This window comes from Gordonia sp. NPDC127522, from assembly GCF_042672305.1.
Lineage (GTDB): Bacteria > Actinomycetota > Actinomycetes > Mycobacteriales > Mycobacteriaceae > Gordonia > Gordonia hongkongensis.
Window position 1 is genome coordinate 1 of record NZ_JBHXVK010000031.1, and the last position, 18,244, is coordinate 18,244.

14 protein-coding genes and 4 pseudogenes are annotated in these 18,244 nt (G+C 64.3%); 6 read left to right on the top strand and 12 right to left on the bottom strand.

Features of this window, described 5'->3' with window-relative positions; genetic code table 11:
• Nucleotides 1–96: 96 nt before the first annotated feature.
• Nucleotides 97–807, bottom strand: a pseudogene (locus ACFVHY_RS23965) (FAD-dependent oxidoreductase); the annotation flags it as partial.
• Between the two features lie 96 nt (nucleotides 808–903).
• Here ACFVHY_RS23965 and ACFVHY_RS23970 point away from each other — a divergent pair.
• On the top strand, nucleotides 904–1,791 hold the full coding sequence (locus tag ACFVHY_RS23970; RefSeq protein WP_390275851.1) for a LysR family transcriptional regulator: 888 nt from the start codon (nucleotides 904–906) through the stop codon (nucleotides 1,789–1,791).
• Between the two features lie 418 nt (nucleotides 1,792–2,209).
• Here the strand turns inward: ACFVHY_RS23970 and ACFVHY_RS23975 are convergent, their stop codons facing one another.
• The 3 genes from ACFVHY_RS23975 to ACFVHY_RS23985 all read right to left on the bottom strand — a co-directional run bounded on the left by ACFVHY_RS23975 (nucleotide 2,210) and on the right by ACFVHY_RS23985 (nucleotide 4,264).
• Nucleotides 2,210–2,653: an SRPBCC domain-containing protein gene (locus ACFVHY_RS23975; RefSeq protein ID WP_390275852.1), complete on the bottom strand. Its 444-nt coding sequence runs from the start codon at nucleotides 2,651–2,653 to the stop codon at nucleotides 2,210–2,212.
• 105 nt (nucleotides 2,654–2,758) lie between these two features.
• On the bottom strand, nucleotides 2,759–3,571 hold the full coding sequence (locus ACFVHY_RS23980; RefSeq protein ID WP_390275853.1) for a thioesterase family protein: 813 nt from the start codon (nucleotides 3,569–3,571) through the stop codon (nucleotides 2,759–2,761).
• A gap of 78 nt (nucleotides 3,572–3,649) precedes the next feature.
• Entirely contained in the window at nucleotides 3,650–4,264 is a 615-nt protein-coding gene (locus ACFVHY_RS23985; RefSeq protein ID WP_390275854.1) for a class I SAM-dependent DNA methyltransferase, read from the bottom strand.
• 810 nt (nucleotides 4,265–5,074) lie between these two features.
• Here ACFVHY_RS23985 and yidC point away from each other — a divergent pair.
• The 3 genes and pseudogenes from yidC to ACFVHY_RS24000 form a co-directional block, all read left to right on the top strand.
• Nucleotides 5,075–6,004: pseudogene (gene yidC / locus ACFVHY_RS23990) on the top strand (membrane protein insertase YidC); the annotation flags it as partial.
• Between the two features lie 99 nt (nucleotides 6,005–6,103).
• Entirely contained in the window at nucleotides 6,104–6,616 is a 513-nt protein-coding gene (locus ACFVHY_RS23995; RefSeq protein WP_390275855.1) for a TetR/AcrR family transcriptional regulator, read from the top strand.
• A 122-nt stretch (nucleotides 6,617–6,738) separates the two neighbouring features.
• Nucleotides 6,739–9,327: pseudogene (locus ACFVHY_RS24000) on the top strand ((Fe-S)-binding protein); the annotation flags it as partial.
• A 73-nt stretch (nucleotides 9,328–9,400) separates the two neighbouring features.
• Here the strand turns inward: ACFVHY_RS24000 and ACFVHY_RS24005 are convergent.
• From ACFVHY_RS24005 to ACFVHY_RS24035, 7 genes and pseudogenes are all read right to left on the bottom strand, one after another.
• Entirely contained in the window at nucleotides 9,401–9,940 is a 540-nt protein-coding gene (locus ACFVHY_RS24005) for a GNAT family N-acetyltransferase (protein WP_390275856.1), read from the bottom strand.
• Between the two features lie 129 nt (nucleotides 9,941–10,069).
• Nucleotides 10,070–10,324, bottom strand: a complete 255-nt coding sequence (locus ACFVHY_RS24010; protein WP_390275863.1) for a hypothetical protein — start codon at nucleotides 10,322–10,324, stop codon at nucleotides 10,070–10,072.
• Between the two features lie 88 nt (nucleotides 10,325–10,412).
• Nucleotides 10,413–11,786 (bottom strand): annotated as a pseudogene (locus ACFVHY_RS24015) (ABC transporter ATP-binding protein); the annotation flags it as partial.
• A 124-nt stretch (nucleotides 11,787–11,910) separates the two neighbouring features.
• Entirely contained in the window at nucleotides 11,911–12,312 is a 402-nt protein-coding gene (locus ACFVHY_RS24020) for a DUF4440 domain-containing protein (RefSeq protein ID WP_390275857.1), read from the bottom strand.
• A 54-nt stretch (nucleotides 12,313–12,366) separates the two neighbouring features.
• A complete protein-coding gene (locus ACFVHY_RS24025) occupies nucleotides 12,367–12,954 on the bottom strand; it encodes a tyrosine-type recombinase/integrase (protein WP_390275864.1) in 588 nt (195 codons plus the stop codon).
• On the bottom strand, nucleotides 12,848–14,512 hold the full coding sequence (locus ACFVHY_RS24030; protein ID WP_390275858.1) for a hypothetical protein: 1,665 nt from the start codon (nucleotides 14,510–14,512) through the stop codon (nucleotides 12,848–12,850). Before ACFVHY_RS24030 ends, ACFVHY_RS24025 begins: the two co-directional genes overlap by 107 nt.
• Before the next feature lie 299 nt (nucleotides 14,513–14,811).
• A complete protein-coding gene (locus ACFVHY_RS24035; RefSeq protein ID WP_390275859.1) occupies nucleotides 14,812–16,113 on the bottom strand; it encodes a tyrosine-type recombinase/integrase in 1,302 nt (433 codons plus the stop codon).
• A 71-nt stretch (nucleotides 16,114–16,184) separates the two neighbouring features.
• Between ACFVHY_RS24035 and ACFVHY_RS24040 the strand changes: the two genes are divergently transcribed.
• Entirely contained in the window at nucleotides 16,185–16,394 is a 210-nt protein-coding gene (locus ACFVHY_RS24040) for a hypothetical protein (RefSeq protein ID WP_390275860.1), read from the top strand.
• 97 nt (nucleotides 16,395–16,491) lie between these two features.
• Here ACFVHY_RS24040 and ligD read toward each other — a convergent pair whose 3' ends face one another.
• A complete protein-coding gene (gene ligD / locus ACFVHY_RS24045) occupies nucleotides 16,492–17,445 on the bottom strand; it encodes a non-homologous end-joining DNA ligase (protein ID WP_390275861.1) in 954 nt (317 codons plus the stop codon).
• A 49-nt stretch (nucleotides 17,446–17,494) separates the two neighbouring features.
• Here ligD and ACFVHY_RS24050 point away from each other — a divergent pair, with 49 nt between their 5' ends.
• Nucleotides 17,495–17,800, top strand: coding sequence for a hypothetical protein (locus tag ACFVHY_RS24050; protein WP_390275862.1), 306 nt, complete (start codon nucleotides 17,495–17,497; stop codon nucleotides 17,798–17,800).
• Nucleotides 17,801–18,244: the final 444 nt, after the last annotated feature.

Here is an 18,244-nt window from a genome sequence, read left to right on the forward strand (position 1 = left end):
CACCAGCACCACCCTGTGGGCTGCGAGATCGACTGACCGACAGCTAGAAGAAACTGGCTCTAGAACTGCCTGGACCGGCTATCGGGGACCTGCCACACGGAGCTCGAACCTGTCACTACCTGTGCATCCAGCGACGACCCATGGGCCATCCGAAGGCCGGCGCAGCGAGCGCACCTCGTGCTCCAGCAGCACTTGCCCGCCGGCGTCGGTGATGATGCGTGTCAAACCTTCTGTGAGAGCACCGAAGTCGACGTCGGTTCCGCCTAGATGCCGGGTGGCAGCCATCGGTTCGTGATTGGTCCGGCCCTCCACCATCAGGGGCGCCCACTCGCCGATCGTGGCGGGATCTTCGGTGTACTCCAGCCCGTCGAACAGCGGAACCTTTGTCAGCGTCTCGAACCGCTGTCGAAGGTAAGCGACGTCGCGGCGACCGAATACTACGTCCATGTGCGGAGTGGCATGGATGAACGTGTCTGGTGACAACAGCCCCGTGCGGACTAGATGAGCCCACCACTGACGGCTCACGTGAAACTGCCCTGCGACCATCGACGCTTTGCGACCGTCGGCAGGGTCGGGCATGTAGTTGAGTTCGCAAAACCCGGTATGCCCGGTACCGGCATTGTTCCAGGGTCCGCTGCTTTCGGTGGCCAACCCAGTTGTCCGCTCTAGTAGCACAATGCGCCAATCGGGTTGTAGAACCGCCAGCATTGATCCCAGCGTTGCGGACATGATCCCGCCGCCGATCAAGATGACGTCCGCATCGATGTCCCCGAGCGAACCCGGCGCGACTTTCGAGGTTTCTCCCATGTGACACACGCTCCCGAAGTGGAGGATCAGTGAGTTCAGGATTCGCCGGGCACAGTCGTTCCGTCCAATGATCGAACTCGTCCTTATAATCCGAATATGGATCAATGGGCGAACCTGCTGGCTCCACAGCTACGGGCACTGGTGGAATTGGCCGCCCACGACGGGCACATGACCCGGGCTGCAGCCGCGCTCGGCGTGCCCCAGTCGTCGATGAGTCGTCGAATTCACGCTTTGGAGGAGCAACTGCACGTTCCACTACTCATTCACGACGGAAGGATCGTCCGCCTCACCGCAGCAGCCGAGCGACTGGCACAGCAAGTGCGTGAGCCACTGCGCCAACTAGCCCACGCGATCGAGGACGTGATCGGAGACGCTGACCCCGATCACGGGACCGTGCGGTTTGGGTTCCCTCTGACCATGGGGTCAGGACACGTGCCCGACCTCCTCGCCGCGTTCCGGCACCACCATCCCGGCATCAAGGTGCTCCTCAAGCAGGCACACGGGTCAGCGCTGAGTGCCGATCTTCGCGCGGGTGATCTCGACTTGGCAGTCGTCATCCCCGCCCCTGAACGACTCAGACACGTACGCATCGGCACCCAGCAGATTCAGGTCGTAGTCCCTCAGGATCACCCGCTCGCGGCGCGCGAACACATCCGGCTCGCAGACCTGAGGAACGAGACCTTCATTGCCAACCCTCCTAGCTATAACCTCCGCCAACTAACCGAGACCTGGTGCCACGAAGCGGGTTACACGCCGGACATCGCGGTCGAGGTCACGGAGTTCGCGACCATCCGTGAACTCGTCTTCCGTGGCCTCGGGATCGCTTTACTGCCCCACGACGACCGCCTACCGACAGGACTGACTGAGCGGCCGCTGACTGAGTCGTTCCGATATCGCCGAGACGTCACGCTCGCCTGGGGCGCCACAACCGAAGCAGCCCCCACCCGCCGCCTCAGCGGTTTCCTCCTCCACCATTTCAACTGACGCCCCGACCGCGCAGAGCTGGTGGAGGCAGCAAACCGATCGCACGGTGGTCCGGTGTCGAGCCGGTATGCGCTGAGCGTTGGATGGAAGAAGTGTCACCACCAAGACCCCTCAGACTGTCACCGATGTCTTGATCCAGAACTGTCACCGATGTCCTGCGAGATGACACTCGGGGTATGTTCGATCACTGGCCTGACACCCGCACCCTGCGGGTGTTCGATCCGCCCAGGCCCGTCATGATCGACATGGCGATCGCTGACCCGTCCTGCGGTCGCTCGTATGCGGCCGGCGGGGGAGTGTCACTGCGAGTGCGTGCATCCGCCGCACGTATCGAACCGACTATGCCAGCGCTGCTCATGGCATGGCTTCAAATCTCTTCTCTGCACTAGTCAAGTCATTCGAGGCCGGTGATGCGAACCTACAGGGCGTCGAGAACCGGGCCGAGTTGAGCGAACGGGGTACGCCAGAAACGTTCCATCGCGTTACGTGCCATCCGTTGACGTCTGTCGTCCGGATCGAATCCCTGTTGGGAAAGGAGGAGCTGTGTGCCCCGCCCGTGCGCATGCATCGACCACAACACCGGCCAGTCGGTAGCGACTGATGATCGTGTATCGTGCCAGCTCCAGGCCAGTCGCGCTGCGGGTTCGGCCTCCACGACCGTGCACGCGATCTCGGCAGGTGGATCGCTGGGGATCAGAAACATGAACTGTGCGCCTACCTCCGCCACGTATCCGACTGACTGTAAGAACCACTGCTGTATCACGGTGGAGTCGGTGAACGCCTGCCACACCTGCCGGGGTGCGTGGGGGTAGAACTGGCCCAACTCGATCCGCATCGGATCTTGGTCCTTATCGATCTCCATCAGTCTCCTTGCCTATCTGAGAAGAATCGCATCCGAGGTGGGTCGTTGGGATCGGCGATTGTGGCAGTCGGGATCGCAGCTGCGGTGACGGGCTTTCCGCGAGTGTCAGCGATGTGTGAAGTCGACTTGGCGGCGTGCGTTGGCAATCGCTGTGACAGTGCAGGTTCCGAGGTGACCGTGTCGGTCGAACATGGTGGCTGTGCCGATCGAGATGCCGTTCTGGGAGCGTTGATCATCGGCACGCAGTCCGAGTCCTACTCCGTCGGGCAGTCGGGTCAGCGCGAGCGTGGTGTCGATGTTGATGAACCCAGCGCCGGCCGAGCCCCAGTGGCAGACGAGGCTCGTGGTTTCGGCCATGACCGCAGCTCGAACGAACGGCGACATCTCTTCGCCGTCGACGAGAGGTGGAAACCGCTGCCAGACAGTCTTGCGTGACGCATTCTGATGCTGGGCGAAGTTGTCTGTCCATGTGCCGGTGCCGCTGGTGAACAGTGGGGGGCCGGGGGCATCGGAGCAGTCGGGTGGATCGGGTGGCAGGTCATCGGTGCGCCTCCACATCTGGCCCGGTGGCTCTTGGGTGGGCTTGGCGAATACTGCTCGGGCGCGGGCTGTCACAGCCTCGTCGCGGCCGACGGTGGCATCGATCAGCTGGAGACGCGGGCTGCGCAGCAGCTCGTGTGCCTGAGTTTGCACGATGTCGGCAGCAACGGGGGCGCAGAGATCGACTGTCAGCCGTACCGGTAGGAACGCGGCAAGATCAGCAAGGCCTTCGATCGCCCGGGCGAGGACTCCGCAGACGGCGTAACCGCCGATCTGGTTCGCGGACCAGGGGCCGATCGCCAACGGCTCGGGGACAAGTAGACCCGTGCTATGGCGTCGAAAGAATGACGTGGGGGCTTGGTGCTGGTCTGCAGACACGCCGATAGTGAAACACGTTCTAGAATCGGCGGGAAGGGTGAGTGAGCGGGAGTTGAGTTCTAGCCCCCTCGGCACTGGTTACGTGGTGGTGGTGGTGGGTTCGGATCGGGCGATGACAAAGATCCACAATTCGTTCATGCGGACCTGACTGACGCTCAGGGATGCCCACCCGGTTCTTGCCATGAGGGTACGCAAGTCACGCTCGCGCCAGTAGGTGAAACGTCTTGGCAGATCGATCTTTTCGGTGGACCACTGCGACCCGTCGCCCTCTTTTACTGTGAAGGCAAGAAGGCCGCCTGGTGTGATGGCTGCATGAGCCCGGTGCAGGAAGGTTTCGAACTCGCTGCGGGTCAGGTGCAGGAGGACCGCGGTGGCCAGGATCGCATCGTAGGGGCCTCCCAGGTCATCGGTGCGTATATCAAGCACGTTGGCGTCGTGACCGTCGGCGTGCATCATCTCTACGAACGCCGGCGTCGCATCCGTGCGCTGGACACCGAGGTGTGTGGACTCCAGGTATGTAGCTGCCCGTCCTGGGCCGCTTCCCACCTCGAGCACTGTCGCACCGGCTGGTAGGAGAGCGGTGAGGGAATCCAGGTAGGCACTCAGATGCGGCCCGAGCGCGGGTGTTCGTTCGGCGTAGCGGTCAGCGCGCGCTTGGTAGCTCGCGAGCGTTATGTCGTCGAGTGGTTGCATGGGCTACGCCGGTTTCGGTCCGCTCTTAGGATTGTTGAGGACTCTACCTCGAATTTCCGAGGAGGGTTCCCGTGTGTCTGTCAACTCTTCAGCGTTCGAACACTGCGTGGGTTCTGATTTCTCACGCGCCGGGCCGCCGACCCACAGGTACTCCGCTTCGGCGATTTTTCGCTTATAGTGACCGTTCACAGAGACAGGTGGCGGTGAATCCGGTTGATGGCGTTTACTTACCCATGGCGGCGGGTCGATCGCCCGGTGCTGGCGCTGCTGGCAGTTCTATGGATTACAGTCGTGCCACTCGAACTACCAAGCCTGCCGATGTCGGCCTGGTTCGTGTCTTTGCTGGTTCTTCTTGGCGTGTGGATCGGCGCTCAGGGCACTCTCGCTACAACGGCCTATCAAGCGTACATCAGTGTGGTTGCCCGGCTGCTTCAACGCGCCGTCATCACACATCATCGTGCTGCTCGGATATCTCATCCCCGCAAACGACGTGACGTTCCCCGATTCCCCCGGAAGAAGCTCCGGACCCGTTGTGTAGTCGAGCCGCGCGCTCCCACCCACCGCCTCGCCCTGCGCTGAGCACATAGACCCCGGTCGGGGTCTAAGAACCTGGTGCCAAATGGACTGCTGCGCAGGGTGATCACTCTCCCAATGTCCACCTGGTCTGAGCCCGACTGGCATACACCTTCAACGCCACCCTATGGGTGTGTGGTCGCCCTCATGGGTTGATCAGTCGTCGCATGCTTCACCACTGGCCTGGCCACGGGTGGGTTCCACTCGTCGATCGACTTTCTTGGAAGGCAGCTCATCGTGCTCGACTTCATCTATTACCCGGTCTCCGGGATCATGTGGGTCTGGCATTGGCTATTCAGCCATGTCACGCCCGACTCCCCCGGTGGAAACGGTATCGCCTGGGCACTGTCGGTGGTGTTCCTCGTGTTCACCCTGCGCGCCATCCTCTACAAGCCCTTCGTGAAGCAGATCCGCACCACGAAGAAGATGCAGGAGATCAACCCGCAGCTCCAGGCGATCCGTAAGAAGTACGCCAAGGATCGGGTCAAGATGACCGAGGAGATGCAGAAGCTGCAGAAGGAGCACGGGTTCAACCCCATGCTCGGCTGCCTGCCGATGCTGCTGCAGATCCCGGTCTTCATCGGTCTGTTCCACGTGCTGCGGTCGTTCAACCGCATGGGCACCGGCATCGGACAGCTCGGCATGAGTGCCGCGGAAACCCGGTCGCAGGGCAACTATGTGTTCAGTGCCGAGCAGGTGCAGAACTTTCTCGACGCTCGCCTCTTCGGAGTTCCGTTGTCGTCCTACCTCGTCGAGCCTGCAACAGAGTTCCAGGCGTTCGTCGAGCCCGGCTCCCCCATCGACTTCACGCGTCCGCAGATCGCGTTCGTCGTCGTGCCGATGATGATCGTCGCCTCGATCGCCACGCACCTCAACTCGCGCGCATCGGTGGCCCGCCAGCCGGAGGCGGCGCTCGAGAATCCGCAGACCCGGATGATGAACAACCTGGCGCTGTACGTCTTCCCGATCGGCATCCTCATCACCGGTCCGTTCTTCGCCGTCGCCATCCTCCTGTACTGGATGAGTAACAACATCTGGACCTACGGTCAGCAGCACCTCGTGTTCGGGCACATCGCCAAGGAAGAGGAACAGGCCAAGCGACTCAAGCAGGAGAAGCGCAAGGCGAATGCCCCCAAGCCGGGAGTTCGCCCGAAACGGAACAAGAAGTAGCGATCCACCGTCCTGGTAAGGGGAGGGTTACGCACGCGAATTGAACCTCGCAAGGGCGACCCTACGCACACGCCACTACATCTGTAGTCTGACTGGGTGGCTGAAAACGTGGAGCGCGTATCGGTGGTGACCGCTGCGGCGGTCCGGGTGATCGCGCGGGCGGGTTTACGGGGGTTGACCCATCGCGCTGTCGACGCTGAGGCGGGCCTGAGTGAGGGGGCGACCTCGAACTGCTTCCGGACACGGTCTGCCCTCATCGAGGGTGTTGTGCGGTGGATGGCCGACCAGGAGCTGGGGGACCTGGATGCCGCGCAAGCTGAGGGGAACGGGACAACCGCATTCGACCAATGGGCACAGGAGGGTCGCGAGCAGACGCTGGCTCGTCTTGAACTGATGCTCGAAGGAGTGCGTCAACCGGACGTTGCGACGGCGTTGGCGTCGCAACGGGCGCGGTTTGCGGCCTACGCCAGCAAGGTCGGTGCCGCCGAACGGGTGGGGCTGTCGGCTGATCAGTTGGTGGCGTTACTGGCCGGGGTCCAGTTCGCTGAGATCACGACCGGGCAGCCATTGCTGCCGCTGGTAGCGCAGTTGTTGGAGGGTCAACGGTGAGTGTGCCGATGGTCGGGGTGGCGGTACTGGTAAGCGCGGCAACGATAGTCGGTTTCAGCTCGTTCGGATACGGACTGGTGCGCATGGTTCGCATCGTGCTCCTAGGTCAGCGAGCCGAACAGTCGCGTGGCCATCCGGTCGTGCCACGTATGGCGCGGATGGTGGCGGAGTTCGCCGGTCACACTCGGATGGTGAAGTTCCGGACCGTTGGGTGGGCGCACTGGCTGGTGATGGCCGGATTCCTGATCGGATTTGTGTTCGTGTTCGAGGCCTATGGGCAGGCGTTCGACCCACACTTTCACTGGCCGGTCATCGGTGCGTCGCCGATGTATGGGCTGGCCGAAGAGTTGCTGGGGTGGGGCACGGTGACCGGTGGCGTGACGTTGGCACTGATCCGTCAACTCAACCACCCGCGGGTACCTGAGCGGCTGTCACGGTTCTCCGGCTCCAACTTCACCGCCGCCTACTTCGTGGAAGCCGTGGTGGTCATCGAAGGTCTCGGCATGCTCGGCGTTAAGACATTGAGAATCGCTGCCGGGATCGACGATTCGCCGGTGTGGGCCTCACCGACACTGCACTACATCGCCATGCCACTCGCGGGTGCGCCGGAGTGGACGGTATCGATGATGGCTGTGGTGAAACTGCTGTCGGCGATGGTGTGGCTGGCGATGGTCGGCATGAACATCAGCTGGGGCGTTGCCTGGCACCGTTTCTCGGCCTTCTTCAACATCTACTTCAAGCGCGAGCAGGACGGCGGCGTCGCCCTCGGTGCCGCGAAGCCGATGATGAGCCAGGGCAAGGTCCTCGACATGGAGACCGCCGACCCCGATGTCGATGCGTTCGGCGCAGGCAAGATCGAGGACTTCTCGTGGAAGGGCTGGCTGGACTTCACCACCTGCACCGAGTGCGGTCGCTGCCAGTCGCAGTGTCCCGCATGGAACACCGGCAAGCCGCTGAGCCCGAAGCTGCTCATCATGTCGCTGCGCGATCACGGCAATGCCAAGGCGCCGTACCTGCTGGCCGGTGGCCGCAAGGACATGGGCGGTGACGAGGTCGGACTGGTCGACGCCGACGGCAACGTACTCGAGGACAAGCTCAACGCGATCCCCGAGGCGGCGCGCGCCGAAGCGGCACGCAAGCTCGTCGGCGAGTCGAAGGGCGACCTCGGTGGCGGACTGGGTGTCGAGTCGGTGGACGGCGAGTTCGACCCCGAGGCACTCGGTGCGGTCATCGACACCGAGACCCTGTGGAGCTGCACCACCTGCGGTGCGTGCGTCGAGCAGTGCCCGGTCGACATCGAGCACGTCGACCACATCCTCGACATGCGCCGCTACCAGGTCCTGATCGAGTCGGACTTCCCGACCGAGCTGGCCGGCATGTTCAAGAATCTCGAGAACAAGGGCAACCCGTGGGGTCAGAACGCCTCCGCGCGCACCGCCTGGATCGACGAGATGGACATCGAGATCCCAGTCTTCGGCAAGGACGTCGAGTCGTTCGAGGGCTTCGAGTACCTGTTCTGGGTCGGTTGCGCCGGCGCCTACGAGGACCGCGCGAAGAAGACCACCAAGGCCGTCGCCGAACTGCTCGACATGGCCGCGGTGAACTTCATGGTTCTCGGCGAGGGCGAGACCTGTACCGGCGACTCGGCACGACGCGCCGGCAACGAGTTCCTCTTCCAGATGCTCGCGCAGCAGAACATCGAGATGCTCGGCGAGGTCTTCGCGACCGCACCCGAGCAGCGCAAGAAGGTCGTCGTCACCTGTGCACACTGCTTCAACGCACTGGGCAACGAGTACCCGCAGCTGGGAGCGAAGTACGAGGTCGTGCACCACACGCAGCTGCTGAACCGCCTCGTGCGCGAGAAGCGCCTGGTCCCGGTGGCACCGCTCGGCGAGGGTGTCACCTACCACGACCCGTGCTACCTGGGCCGCCACAACAAGGTCTACGACGCACCGCGTGAGTTGATGGGTGCGGCCGGTTCGACGCTCACCGAGATGCCGCGCCACGGCGAACGGTCCATGTGCTGTGGTGCCGGCGGCGCGCGCATGTGGATGGAAGAGCAGATCGGCAAGCGGATCAACATCGACCGGGTCGACGAGGCGCTCGATACTCTCGGCGATACCACCGGCGATCAGGTCAAGAAGGTCGCGACCGGCTGTCCGTTCTGCCGCGTCATGCTCACCGACGGTGTGACCGCCCGGACGAGCGGTACCGAGTCCGAGGGCAAGGTCGAGGTCGTCGACGTCGCGCAGTTGCTGCTCGAGTCGGTGAAGCGCGACCGGACCGAGGTCAAGCTCGGCGGCCGGTTCCTCGGACCGCGTCCCACCCTCGCCGAGCCGGAGCCGGAACCCGAGCCCGAGAAGGTCCCCGCCGCGGCGGCAGCATCCACGTCGGCGACGACCGAGGCGGCCCCGAAGCCGAAGGTCGGCCTGGGCATGAAGGGCGGCAAGAAGCCGGGCGCGGCCAAGACCGCAGCGCCGGAGGCACCCGCCGAGAAGGCGCCCGCCGAGAAGAAGCCGGCGTCCAAGGGATTCGGCATGAAAGGCGGCAAGAAGCCCGGCGCCGCGGCATCCGCCGCCGCCCCGGCCACGGATTCCGCACCCGCCGAGGCCCCGGCCCAGGCACCCGCCGAGAAGAAGCCCGCCGCCAAGGGCTTCGGCATGAAGGGCGGTGCCAAGCGTCCCGGCGCTACTAACAAGCCTTCCGCTACAGGTCAAGCCTCTTCTTGATCCCCATCCCCGTTGGTCTCGATAACCGTGTCGATCGGGCTCACTTTGAGCTTCGTCAGTTGGGTGCAGCTCGGTCCTCGCTGTGTGATGTGGTCATGCGGGTTTCGTGGCAGTTCCAGTCGGGGTCGAAGCGGGTGACGCCGTCGAGGCCGAATCCGTGTTTGCGATAGAACGCCACTGCCCGCGCGTTGTCGCGTAAGACCCACAGGTAGACGGGGCCGTCGGTCCCGCCGAGGACCGTGGTCATCAGCTCTTGGGCCACGCCGCTGCCGTGGTGGTCGGGCAGAACGTTGAGAGACCACAATTCGGTCGGTGCGGGCGGATCGTCATCGCGGGGTGGGCCGCTTGTTGCGAAGCCGACAATCTGTGGGGTGGCGGTGAGGGCCGCGCAGACGGCGCGGATTCCTCGCGCGGCCTGTGCTGTGGGGGTGCCGAGGGATTGGCGACGTCGGGCGAGTGCCTGCGCATTGTCGAAGGCATCGAGCTTGGTCTGGTCGACCATCCCCGGATAGGTGGCTTTCCAGATAGCGACGTGGGCGGCAGCAATCTGTTGCGCATCGTCAGGTCTGGCGTCGCGGATCGTGTACCGATGCATAACGCCTGTCTAACACACGGCGGGCTCCGGACCTGGTCTGCTCAATCGGACATACTGCGGCCGCAGAGACACTGCGGACTACTCACTGCGCGGCTGAGGATGACAGTGTTGAGATACGTAGTGCTGCAATCAGTTCGCGGTACAGAGCGTCCTGGTTGAGGAGTTCGGTGTGTGTGCCTTGGGCGCGGATGGTGCCGTCGTCGAAAACGATGATGTGGTCGGCGTCAATGATCGTGGACAGGCGGTGGGCGATGGTGATGACCGCTCCGTGTGCGGACAGTTGTAGATGGCGGCGGTGATGGCGGATTCGGTGCGGGCGTCGAGTTGGGCGGTGGCTTCGTCGAGCAGCAGCACCTCGGGCCGGGCCAGCAACGCGCGGGCCACCGCGATGCGTTGACGTTCCCCACCGGAGAGGGTGGTTGCGGCGATCTCGTGGTCGAGCCCCTCGGGCAGGGACCGGACTTTGTAGGGCGACGGTGTCGAGGGCCTGCCAGATGTCTGCTTCGGAAGCTTCGGAGGCGGTGTAGGCGATGTTGTCGCGCACGGTGCCCGGCACCAGCGGCGCGTCTTGTTCGACGTAGCCGATCCGGGACCGCACCGCGGGGATGGTCCACTGTTCGTACGGGACTCCGTCGAGCAGGACGCGTCCAGCGGTGGGATTGACGAACCTCAGCAGCGTGGAGAACACGGTGGTTTTGCCCGCTCCGGACGGGCCGACCAACGCCAGGTGCCCGCGCCGCGGGACACGCAGGCTCACCGACCGCAGCGCGGGGTGTTGATCGGGGGCGTAGCGCACGGTGAGGCTGTCGAACTCGATCACCGGCCGGTCCGGGTCAATGCGATGATCCGCGGTCGCGCCGGGCGGGTCGGTTTCGCGTTCGAGGGTGGTGACTTCGTCGATGCGCCGCGCTGCGGCCAACCCTGATTGCGCGGACCGGATGCTCACCATGATCATTCCCAGGGGTGCATTGAGGGCGAACACGTACAGCAGGAAGGCCACCAGGCTAGGTACGTCGAGCGCGCCGGTCGATACCCGCCACGCCCCCACAGTCAGCACACTGATGAGCATCAGGTTGATCGCCAGCCCGCTGAACACGTCGGCCGCGGCTTCGAGCCGGATCGCCCGAACTCCGAGGGTCCGGGCATCCTCGACGTGGCGGTTGAGAGCTTCCAGCTCGCGGTTCTCAGCGCGTGAGGCCTTAACGGTGCGGATCGCGCGTACGGTGCCGTCCAGTCGCGCGCCGAGCTGGCCGAGTTGCTCTTGGACCTGTTGCTGCACACGAGACAACCGGGGCATCAACGCCAGCGACAACGCCAGCGTCAGCCCCATGACCACTGCGGCGACCGCGAGCAGGACGACATCGAGGTAGGCCATTAACGCCAGGCTGCCCACCAAAGACACGACCCCATTGACCAGCAACACAACGCTGCTGGTGGCGGCCTCGCGAATCAGCGTGGTGTCGGAGGTGACCCGGGAGGCCATCTCGCCAGCGGTACGGGTCGCGCCGATGCGTGCCCGCAACAATGCGGCGAGCATCGACCGTCGGGTGGCGCGCACGATACGCTCAGCCATTGCCCCGAGCATCACCATCTGCACATATCCGACACCGGTGGAGACCACCAGCACCGCCACAAGTACCAGTGCGGCCTCGAGGACCGAGCTACGGGATTCCAGCCGCTCTAGCACTTCTCGCGTCACCAGCGGGCTGATCAGCTGCGCGGCGGTACTGACCAGACCCAGAACGAGCCCGACACTGAGCACCGCCAGCTCTGGGCGCATCCACCGGGCCAGCAAACCCCAACCACCGTGCTCGGACACATCATCACTGCTTGTCTTCCCCGACATGTTCGCCACACTAAAGCCGCCATCAACTAGCTGTCGCGGCAAAGATCCTCGTCGTGCCAGGCTGAACTCCTGGCAGCCTTGGCTCAGACGTGACGGCGGAACGCGAGACCAGCCGCCAATGTTGTCATCTCAACTCGGGGGTGGCATCGGCTGGATCGCATGTCGTTCCCTGATGGTAGACAGCTTTCCACGTCGAGCCTCGCCGCCTCCACAGTGTGCAGCGCCGCGACAACCGCTCCTGGAAGCGCAAACGGTAGGTGACCAGATACACGTCGGCGGCAAGAGCTATGGAGCAGAAGTCAGTGATCCTCCAGGCTGCGTCATTCGGATCCTGGCCATCGCGATACCGCTGTTCAACGACGTCGAGGACGAAGTGTCGGGTGTACACCACTCCGGATGCGCCTACCTCGGAAAAGTCAGGCTCGAGCAGAGCTTCGATCGCCCGACGATCAGCTCGCGGCGGGAGGCGATGGAAGATCGGTTCCAGGGCCGCCAATTCTCGATCTACCGCAGTATCGCTGCTCACGACGTCATCCTGGCAGGAAGCGGAAGCGCCGACACTCTAGATTTGCTGAGCTGTTCACCCAGCTGACGGACTAGGGGGCGCCGCCGATCCAGCAGGTGGGTGGGCTGTCGTTGGCAGTCCGAGGTCGGTGTGTCGTCGGAGTCGGCGCTGCACTTCGGTTCTCTTGCTGCGCAGAAACGACAGGGTGAGATCGATCCCTTCGATTTCGCCGAGCCAGTTCTCGGTGTGGGCGCGGTCTCGTCGCTCCAGAAGGCTGGCTTCGATGTCGTCGAGGCGCGGGAGCATCTTGGGGTCGACGTGGAGCATCGGGCAGCGAATGCAGGCGTGTTCGTGGCTGCATGGGGTGGCGTAGGGGCGACCGCAGCCGCCGAGTTCGACTTTGCGTTTGTCGAAGTGCGCTTCGAACTCGGCCCATTCGGCGTTGGTGACGGACGGATATTCCTCTGGTGGGCGTAGTGCGCGGCGGCGTTGGAGGTGGGCTTGGTAGTGGCGGGTGACGTCTTCGTTGAAGACGGCGACGTAGCCGCGGGTGGTTTCAAGGTCGAGGTGGCCGAGCAAGGCGGCGCCGATGTGGATGGGTAGGCCATTGTTGACCAGTTCGGTGGCGAACAGTCGGCGGAAGTCGTGGGGCCGGAAGTGAATCCCTTCGAAGCGGGGGTCGGTGGTGGCGATGTCGGCGCACACGGCCCGCAGGTGTGTGCCGATCGCGCCGGTGGTCATCACTTCGATGCGTTGGCCGATGCGGCGTTTGGAACAGGAACGGCTGCGGGTCGCTGGTGATGCGTTCGTAGTCGTCGTACCGGGTGGCCAGCGGCACTGTCGACTTTCCGGCGGCGATGCGGCGGATGATGCAGGCGATGACGTGGAACAGTTCCGCAGACATGGGTATCACTCGTTCGCGGTCAGTCTTGGACGGTGCCACTACCAGTAGCGCGATGACTTCACCGTTGGGTCGTCGGTACTGTCGCACGCTGAGCTGGGACAGTTCGGTCAGTTCTTCGATGCGTAGTCCGCTGTGCCGCAGTGTTTCTACGATGGCCCATCCCCAGAACGCGGCGTCTTCCTGTCGGGTGACATCGATGCCCTTGTCGGCCTGGTGGTCGTGCACCCGGACTCGTGGTGTGGCGCCTTGGGCGATTAGGCTGCGGTCTTCACGGGAGTAGATGCGGGTGTAGGTCCGGTCGCCGACGCTGAACTGAAGGCGATCGTCGACGCCTGTGGCGGCGTCGAGGAGGGTGCGCCACGTCTCGTATCGCGTCGCGACGGCGTCGATGAGTGCCGGTAGCAGCGGTTGCAGGGTGCGGATGGTGGCGTGGGTTCGCTCGCGGACGCGGTGTCTGTGGTTCATCAGCATGCGGATGTCGCTGCGTGGGACGGGGCAAGGCGCGGCCCAATGCGCCCATTTTTCGGGTTCGTGCGTGGCCCACAGGTTGATGTCGAAGTACATGGTGCGTACCGCGCTGAGGATGCCCGCTTGGTCGGTGCGTGGGCTGCCGTCATCGCAGACGGTGATGAGTTCTCGCCACCGGGCGTAGAGCTCTTGGGAGATGCGGAGGTCGGTTTGTTCGGGGTTGAGCTGCTGGATCGCCAGCCAGAACAGCTTCGTGATGAGGTTTGCCTGTCGTGTCAGTGAGGCGTAGTCGATCTCGGCGCCGCGGCGGTTGAGGTAGTCGATGAGGAGCTGCCGTACCGGCTGGCTGGCGACCGGATATTGGTCGACCATCTGTGTGGTTGTGAGCTGCGGTGCCCGCAGGGCGCCCCGCAGGGTGGGTGGTGCTGAGGCTCGGAAGTGCCCGCATCCGTGCAGGATCTGCCAGGCCAGGTGTCCGACGTATTTGCCGAGGTGTTCACCGTTGCGCCCGGTGGTTTCGCGTGTGCGGACTGCGTAGTCCATGAATGCTTCGGGTGTGAGATCGGCGATCGGGATGCCTTGGTAGGTCAGCGCGGTGCATACGTCGAAGGCGGCCCACCGTTTGAACTTGTCGCTAGCATCGGTCTCGTTGACGGCGGCGATGAAGCGCTCCAGCTCGGGATCGCTTTCGGCTTGCGCGAACTCGTGGGAGTAGCGCATCAGTTTGTTGGCCCGAAAGGCTTGCAATGTCGGGCGGATCACGCGCAGCGCGAACAGCGCTTCGAGGCCCTGCGCGAATTCAGCGCGGGCAGTCGTTGTGCCTGTGGGGGCGGCGTCGCCGGCAGGCAACAGTCGAGTGTTGAGGTCGCATGCGTCCCAGCGCTGTTGCCACGTCTCGCCGGGATAACTGCGCAGGTAGTCGCCGATCTTGTCCAGGCCGCCGGTTGCGGCTGCGCCGCCGTTTGACGGGTTCGGGCCACACGCTGGTAGCCAGCACAACGATCGTCGACATGGGGGCCGCTGACAGGTCGCCGTAGCGGTGCACTGCCCGCGGCGCGGCGGGTTGAGCGACGATCGTGGGTCTGGTGTAGCGGGTTGGGGGCGCTGCGTCATTGGGCTGGCGGGGTATCCGGGCACGTTCACTGCCTCTATTCACCGAACACCGTCGCGATGTCGTCGGCGTCGTAACCGGGGCTGTAGGTGGGTTCGGGGCGGGAACGAGTGAAGTGCTCCTGGAGTTTGTCGTGGAGTTCCTCGATGCGTGGTTGTAGGTATTGCTCTGTCGCTGACAGGTGCCGGTGGCGCAGGATGGTCTGTACCTCGGGAAGCGTCAGATTGGGGTCGTTGACCATCCGGGTGGCGGCGGTGTGCCGTAGGTCGTGCAGAGTCCAGTTCGTGCCCAATACGACGTTGGCACGCTGCATGATTCGCCGCATCGCCCAGTACGTCAGAGGTCGCGGCTCACCACGCAAGGTCCGCCATACCGGTTCGGCCAATCGCGGTGTTCCGTGCTGGTCGAAATACTGGGCCAGATAGACGAACGCCTCAGGCGAGCCCGGTACCGCGGCCACTTCGCGGCTGCCCTTGGACACCACCCACAGCTTCTTGTTCGCCCAGTCCACGTCTGCTCCAGTGACGCCCAAGAGTTCGCTGGCCCGGGCACCCGAGGACACGTAGAAGGCCAGCAACGCACGGTCACGGTCGTGGGACATCGTCGCGAACAGCTCATCCCACAGACCATCGGGGATCGATCGAGGAACGCGGCGTGGGCTCCGTTGACGCAGCGGTCCTCGCCGCTGCGGCGCATCAGATTCGAGCGGGCTGTGATGGCGGGTCATCCGGCGTCGCGCGGCAGACGCGGGAACCGGGTTAAGAAGCGGTCCGTGACCGTAGAGGAGGTGGAACTCGTAGAACCCGGAGACGACGGTCAGGGCATGGTTGATCGTCGACGGCGCATATCCTCTGGCCAGCAGCGGCTTTCCGGTGCGTAGGTTCACCGATCCGGGTTGCGGTGCCGATAGGTTAGTGCGACGGCGTTGCGGATTTGGTGTGGTCCGTAGCCAACCCACCAGAAGTTCGACGTCGGAAGTGGTGGCGCGATCCCAGTCGACGTTGACCACCATCAGAATCCTCCACCAGCGAAGCAGATCGTGGGCATACGATCGCACCGTCAAGGGGCTCATATCTGACAGCGTCAGACTCGTCAGGTAATCGACGATCGAGGCGACCTCTGCGCCGTCGATGATTACCACGTACGCCGGAACCGCTGGAGGCAGACGCCGCGAAACCTCCCCGACAGCGGGCACATCGACTCGCCCCTCGAGCACGCTGCGTCTCAGATCGTCCATCAACTGCCTCCCCACAGGTTCGATACACGTGTTGGTGCAGTTAACAGGACAAATGGCTTGTGGCGCGGTGTTTGTCAGATGCCGGTCGAAAGCGCCAACCACGTCTCGTCGGCCGTCATCACGATGTGGGTGCCGCCCGAGGCGCTGCAACCACGAGAGGACGCCGCCGAGCGATGACCGAGAACAACGACGGAGTTGGGCCCACGAATCGCGTCGCACCCAAACGCGGCCGCGTCGCAGTCGGCGAGCTGACGTTGATCGTGCGACCGCCCGGTAGGCCGGCCGGTGTTCGGGTCTACACCGACGACGAAGCCACCGAGGCCCAGGCGTACGCCGACGAGGTCGGCGGACAGGTCGAACGACTCGGAGAAGCCACAAGCTGACTCCGCTGGCGCTGCGCTGCCGCCCTCCCCGGCGGGTCGGTTGCCACAGGGCCATCGTGGTTGCCTGTGCAGGGTGGGCGAGTCGACGCCAGAGTAGTCAGGGCTGGGTGTCGTGTTCGGACCAGATCACCTCATCCGGGGTCTTGTCGGTGCGCAAGCCTTTCCACGAGGGATGTCGCAGCCGGCGGGTGAATTCGCGGTACTCGATGGTGCCGATCAACACCGGTCGCACCCACCGCACGTTTCTGATCCTGGTAGGGGAGTGCTCTGCGGTGAACGGATGCTCAGGGCGCGCTAGCGCCGCGAGTTGTTCGGCGATCTCGCGGCGGTTCCGCTGGGTGAACCCGGTACCGACCTCGCCGAGGTAGACCAACTCACCCGAGGGCCGGTAGCCGCCGACCAGCAGCGACCGCACCATGGTCGGGCCGCCGGTCCACCCGCACACGATCACTTCGGCGCTGAGCCGCAATGGGACCTTGACCCACGCCGGGGATCGCTGCCCCCGCACGTATCTCGACGTTGCTCGCTTGGCGACCACACCCTCCAGGCCGAGCGTCGTCGCGAGCTCGAGCATCGGTTCGGCGGAGCTGTCAGGCCAGTACGGGGTGACCTGCACCGCGCCGGTACTGGTGAGCGAGGTGTCGAGCAGTTCGCGACGCTCGAGGTAGGGCAGCGGTCCGACGTCGGAGCCGTCGAGCTCCAGGACGTCGAACAGATAGAACGCCGCCGGAACGTCGGTGAGGAGCCGCCGGCCCGGCCGCGGGGTGTGCATGCGTCGTTGCAGAAGCGAGAACGACGGCCGTCCGGCGGCGTCGAGAGCCACGATCTCACCGTCGACCACGACGTCGCGGCCACCACTGGCGTTCACCAGGGCGGCCGTGATCTCGGGATAGGTCGAGGTGATCGGGCTGAGGTTGCGGCTCAACAGCAACACCTCCCCGCTGGCGACGCGGGCGACACAGCGCTGACCATCGAACTTCATGTCCCACGACCAACCCGCGCCCGACGGGGGAGGGCCCGCAGTTGCAAGCATCGGCGCCATGGAAGCCATACGCTCCACTGTCCTCGCTCACCGACCGGTCGGTGTCTATCCTCAGGCCGTGATCGAACGCGTACGCATCACCGCAGAGACCACCGCGATCAACTACGCCGCCCGATTCGGCTACCCAGGCCGCACCCTCGCCGACTATCTCGACCAGCTCGGCGGATGGGACGGCCACGTCGACGACCCGTTCGGCACACGGCCGTGGATCTCCCTGCGCGCCTTCGACGGAGCCGACCCCGGCCTGTTCCTCAAACTCATGTTCTCCGTCCCACCACCCGGCGACGACTTCCCACCCGTCTACGGCGATGAGGTGATCCTCGCCGAGTACGACCTCCCCGAGGGCACCGTCATCCCACGGTGACAGCACACGCGGCGGTGCCGGTGACGACTGAAGCCGCCGACCCGAATGGGTCGACGGCTTCAGTGTGTAGAGGGACGGTGCCGGTCAGTGCGCCTCTCGGCGAGTGGCCGCACGCAGCGGCGGAAAGGGGTGAGGCCCGGGGCAATGAGCCCGCCACCGTCGCACGAGTCAACGGTGACCCCACCCGTGGTATTCCGCGCAGCTGGCCGATCTATTCGTTTCCTTCTGTGGCGTGCCCTCGCCCATCTTGAAAGGCACTCTCGAATCCACCCGGGTAGCGTCACAGGTTTCATCCGCATTCTGTCGACTCGTGTTACGGCCCGGCCAGAGTCGCCTGCGTTCGCGCGCAGTGCCTTCGCTCAGACTCGAACTGACACTGCACGGGCTTTGAATCCGTTGCCTCAGCTCCGTGGGTCTTCGGTCGGATCAGGAGCGGCCTCGCGC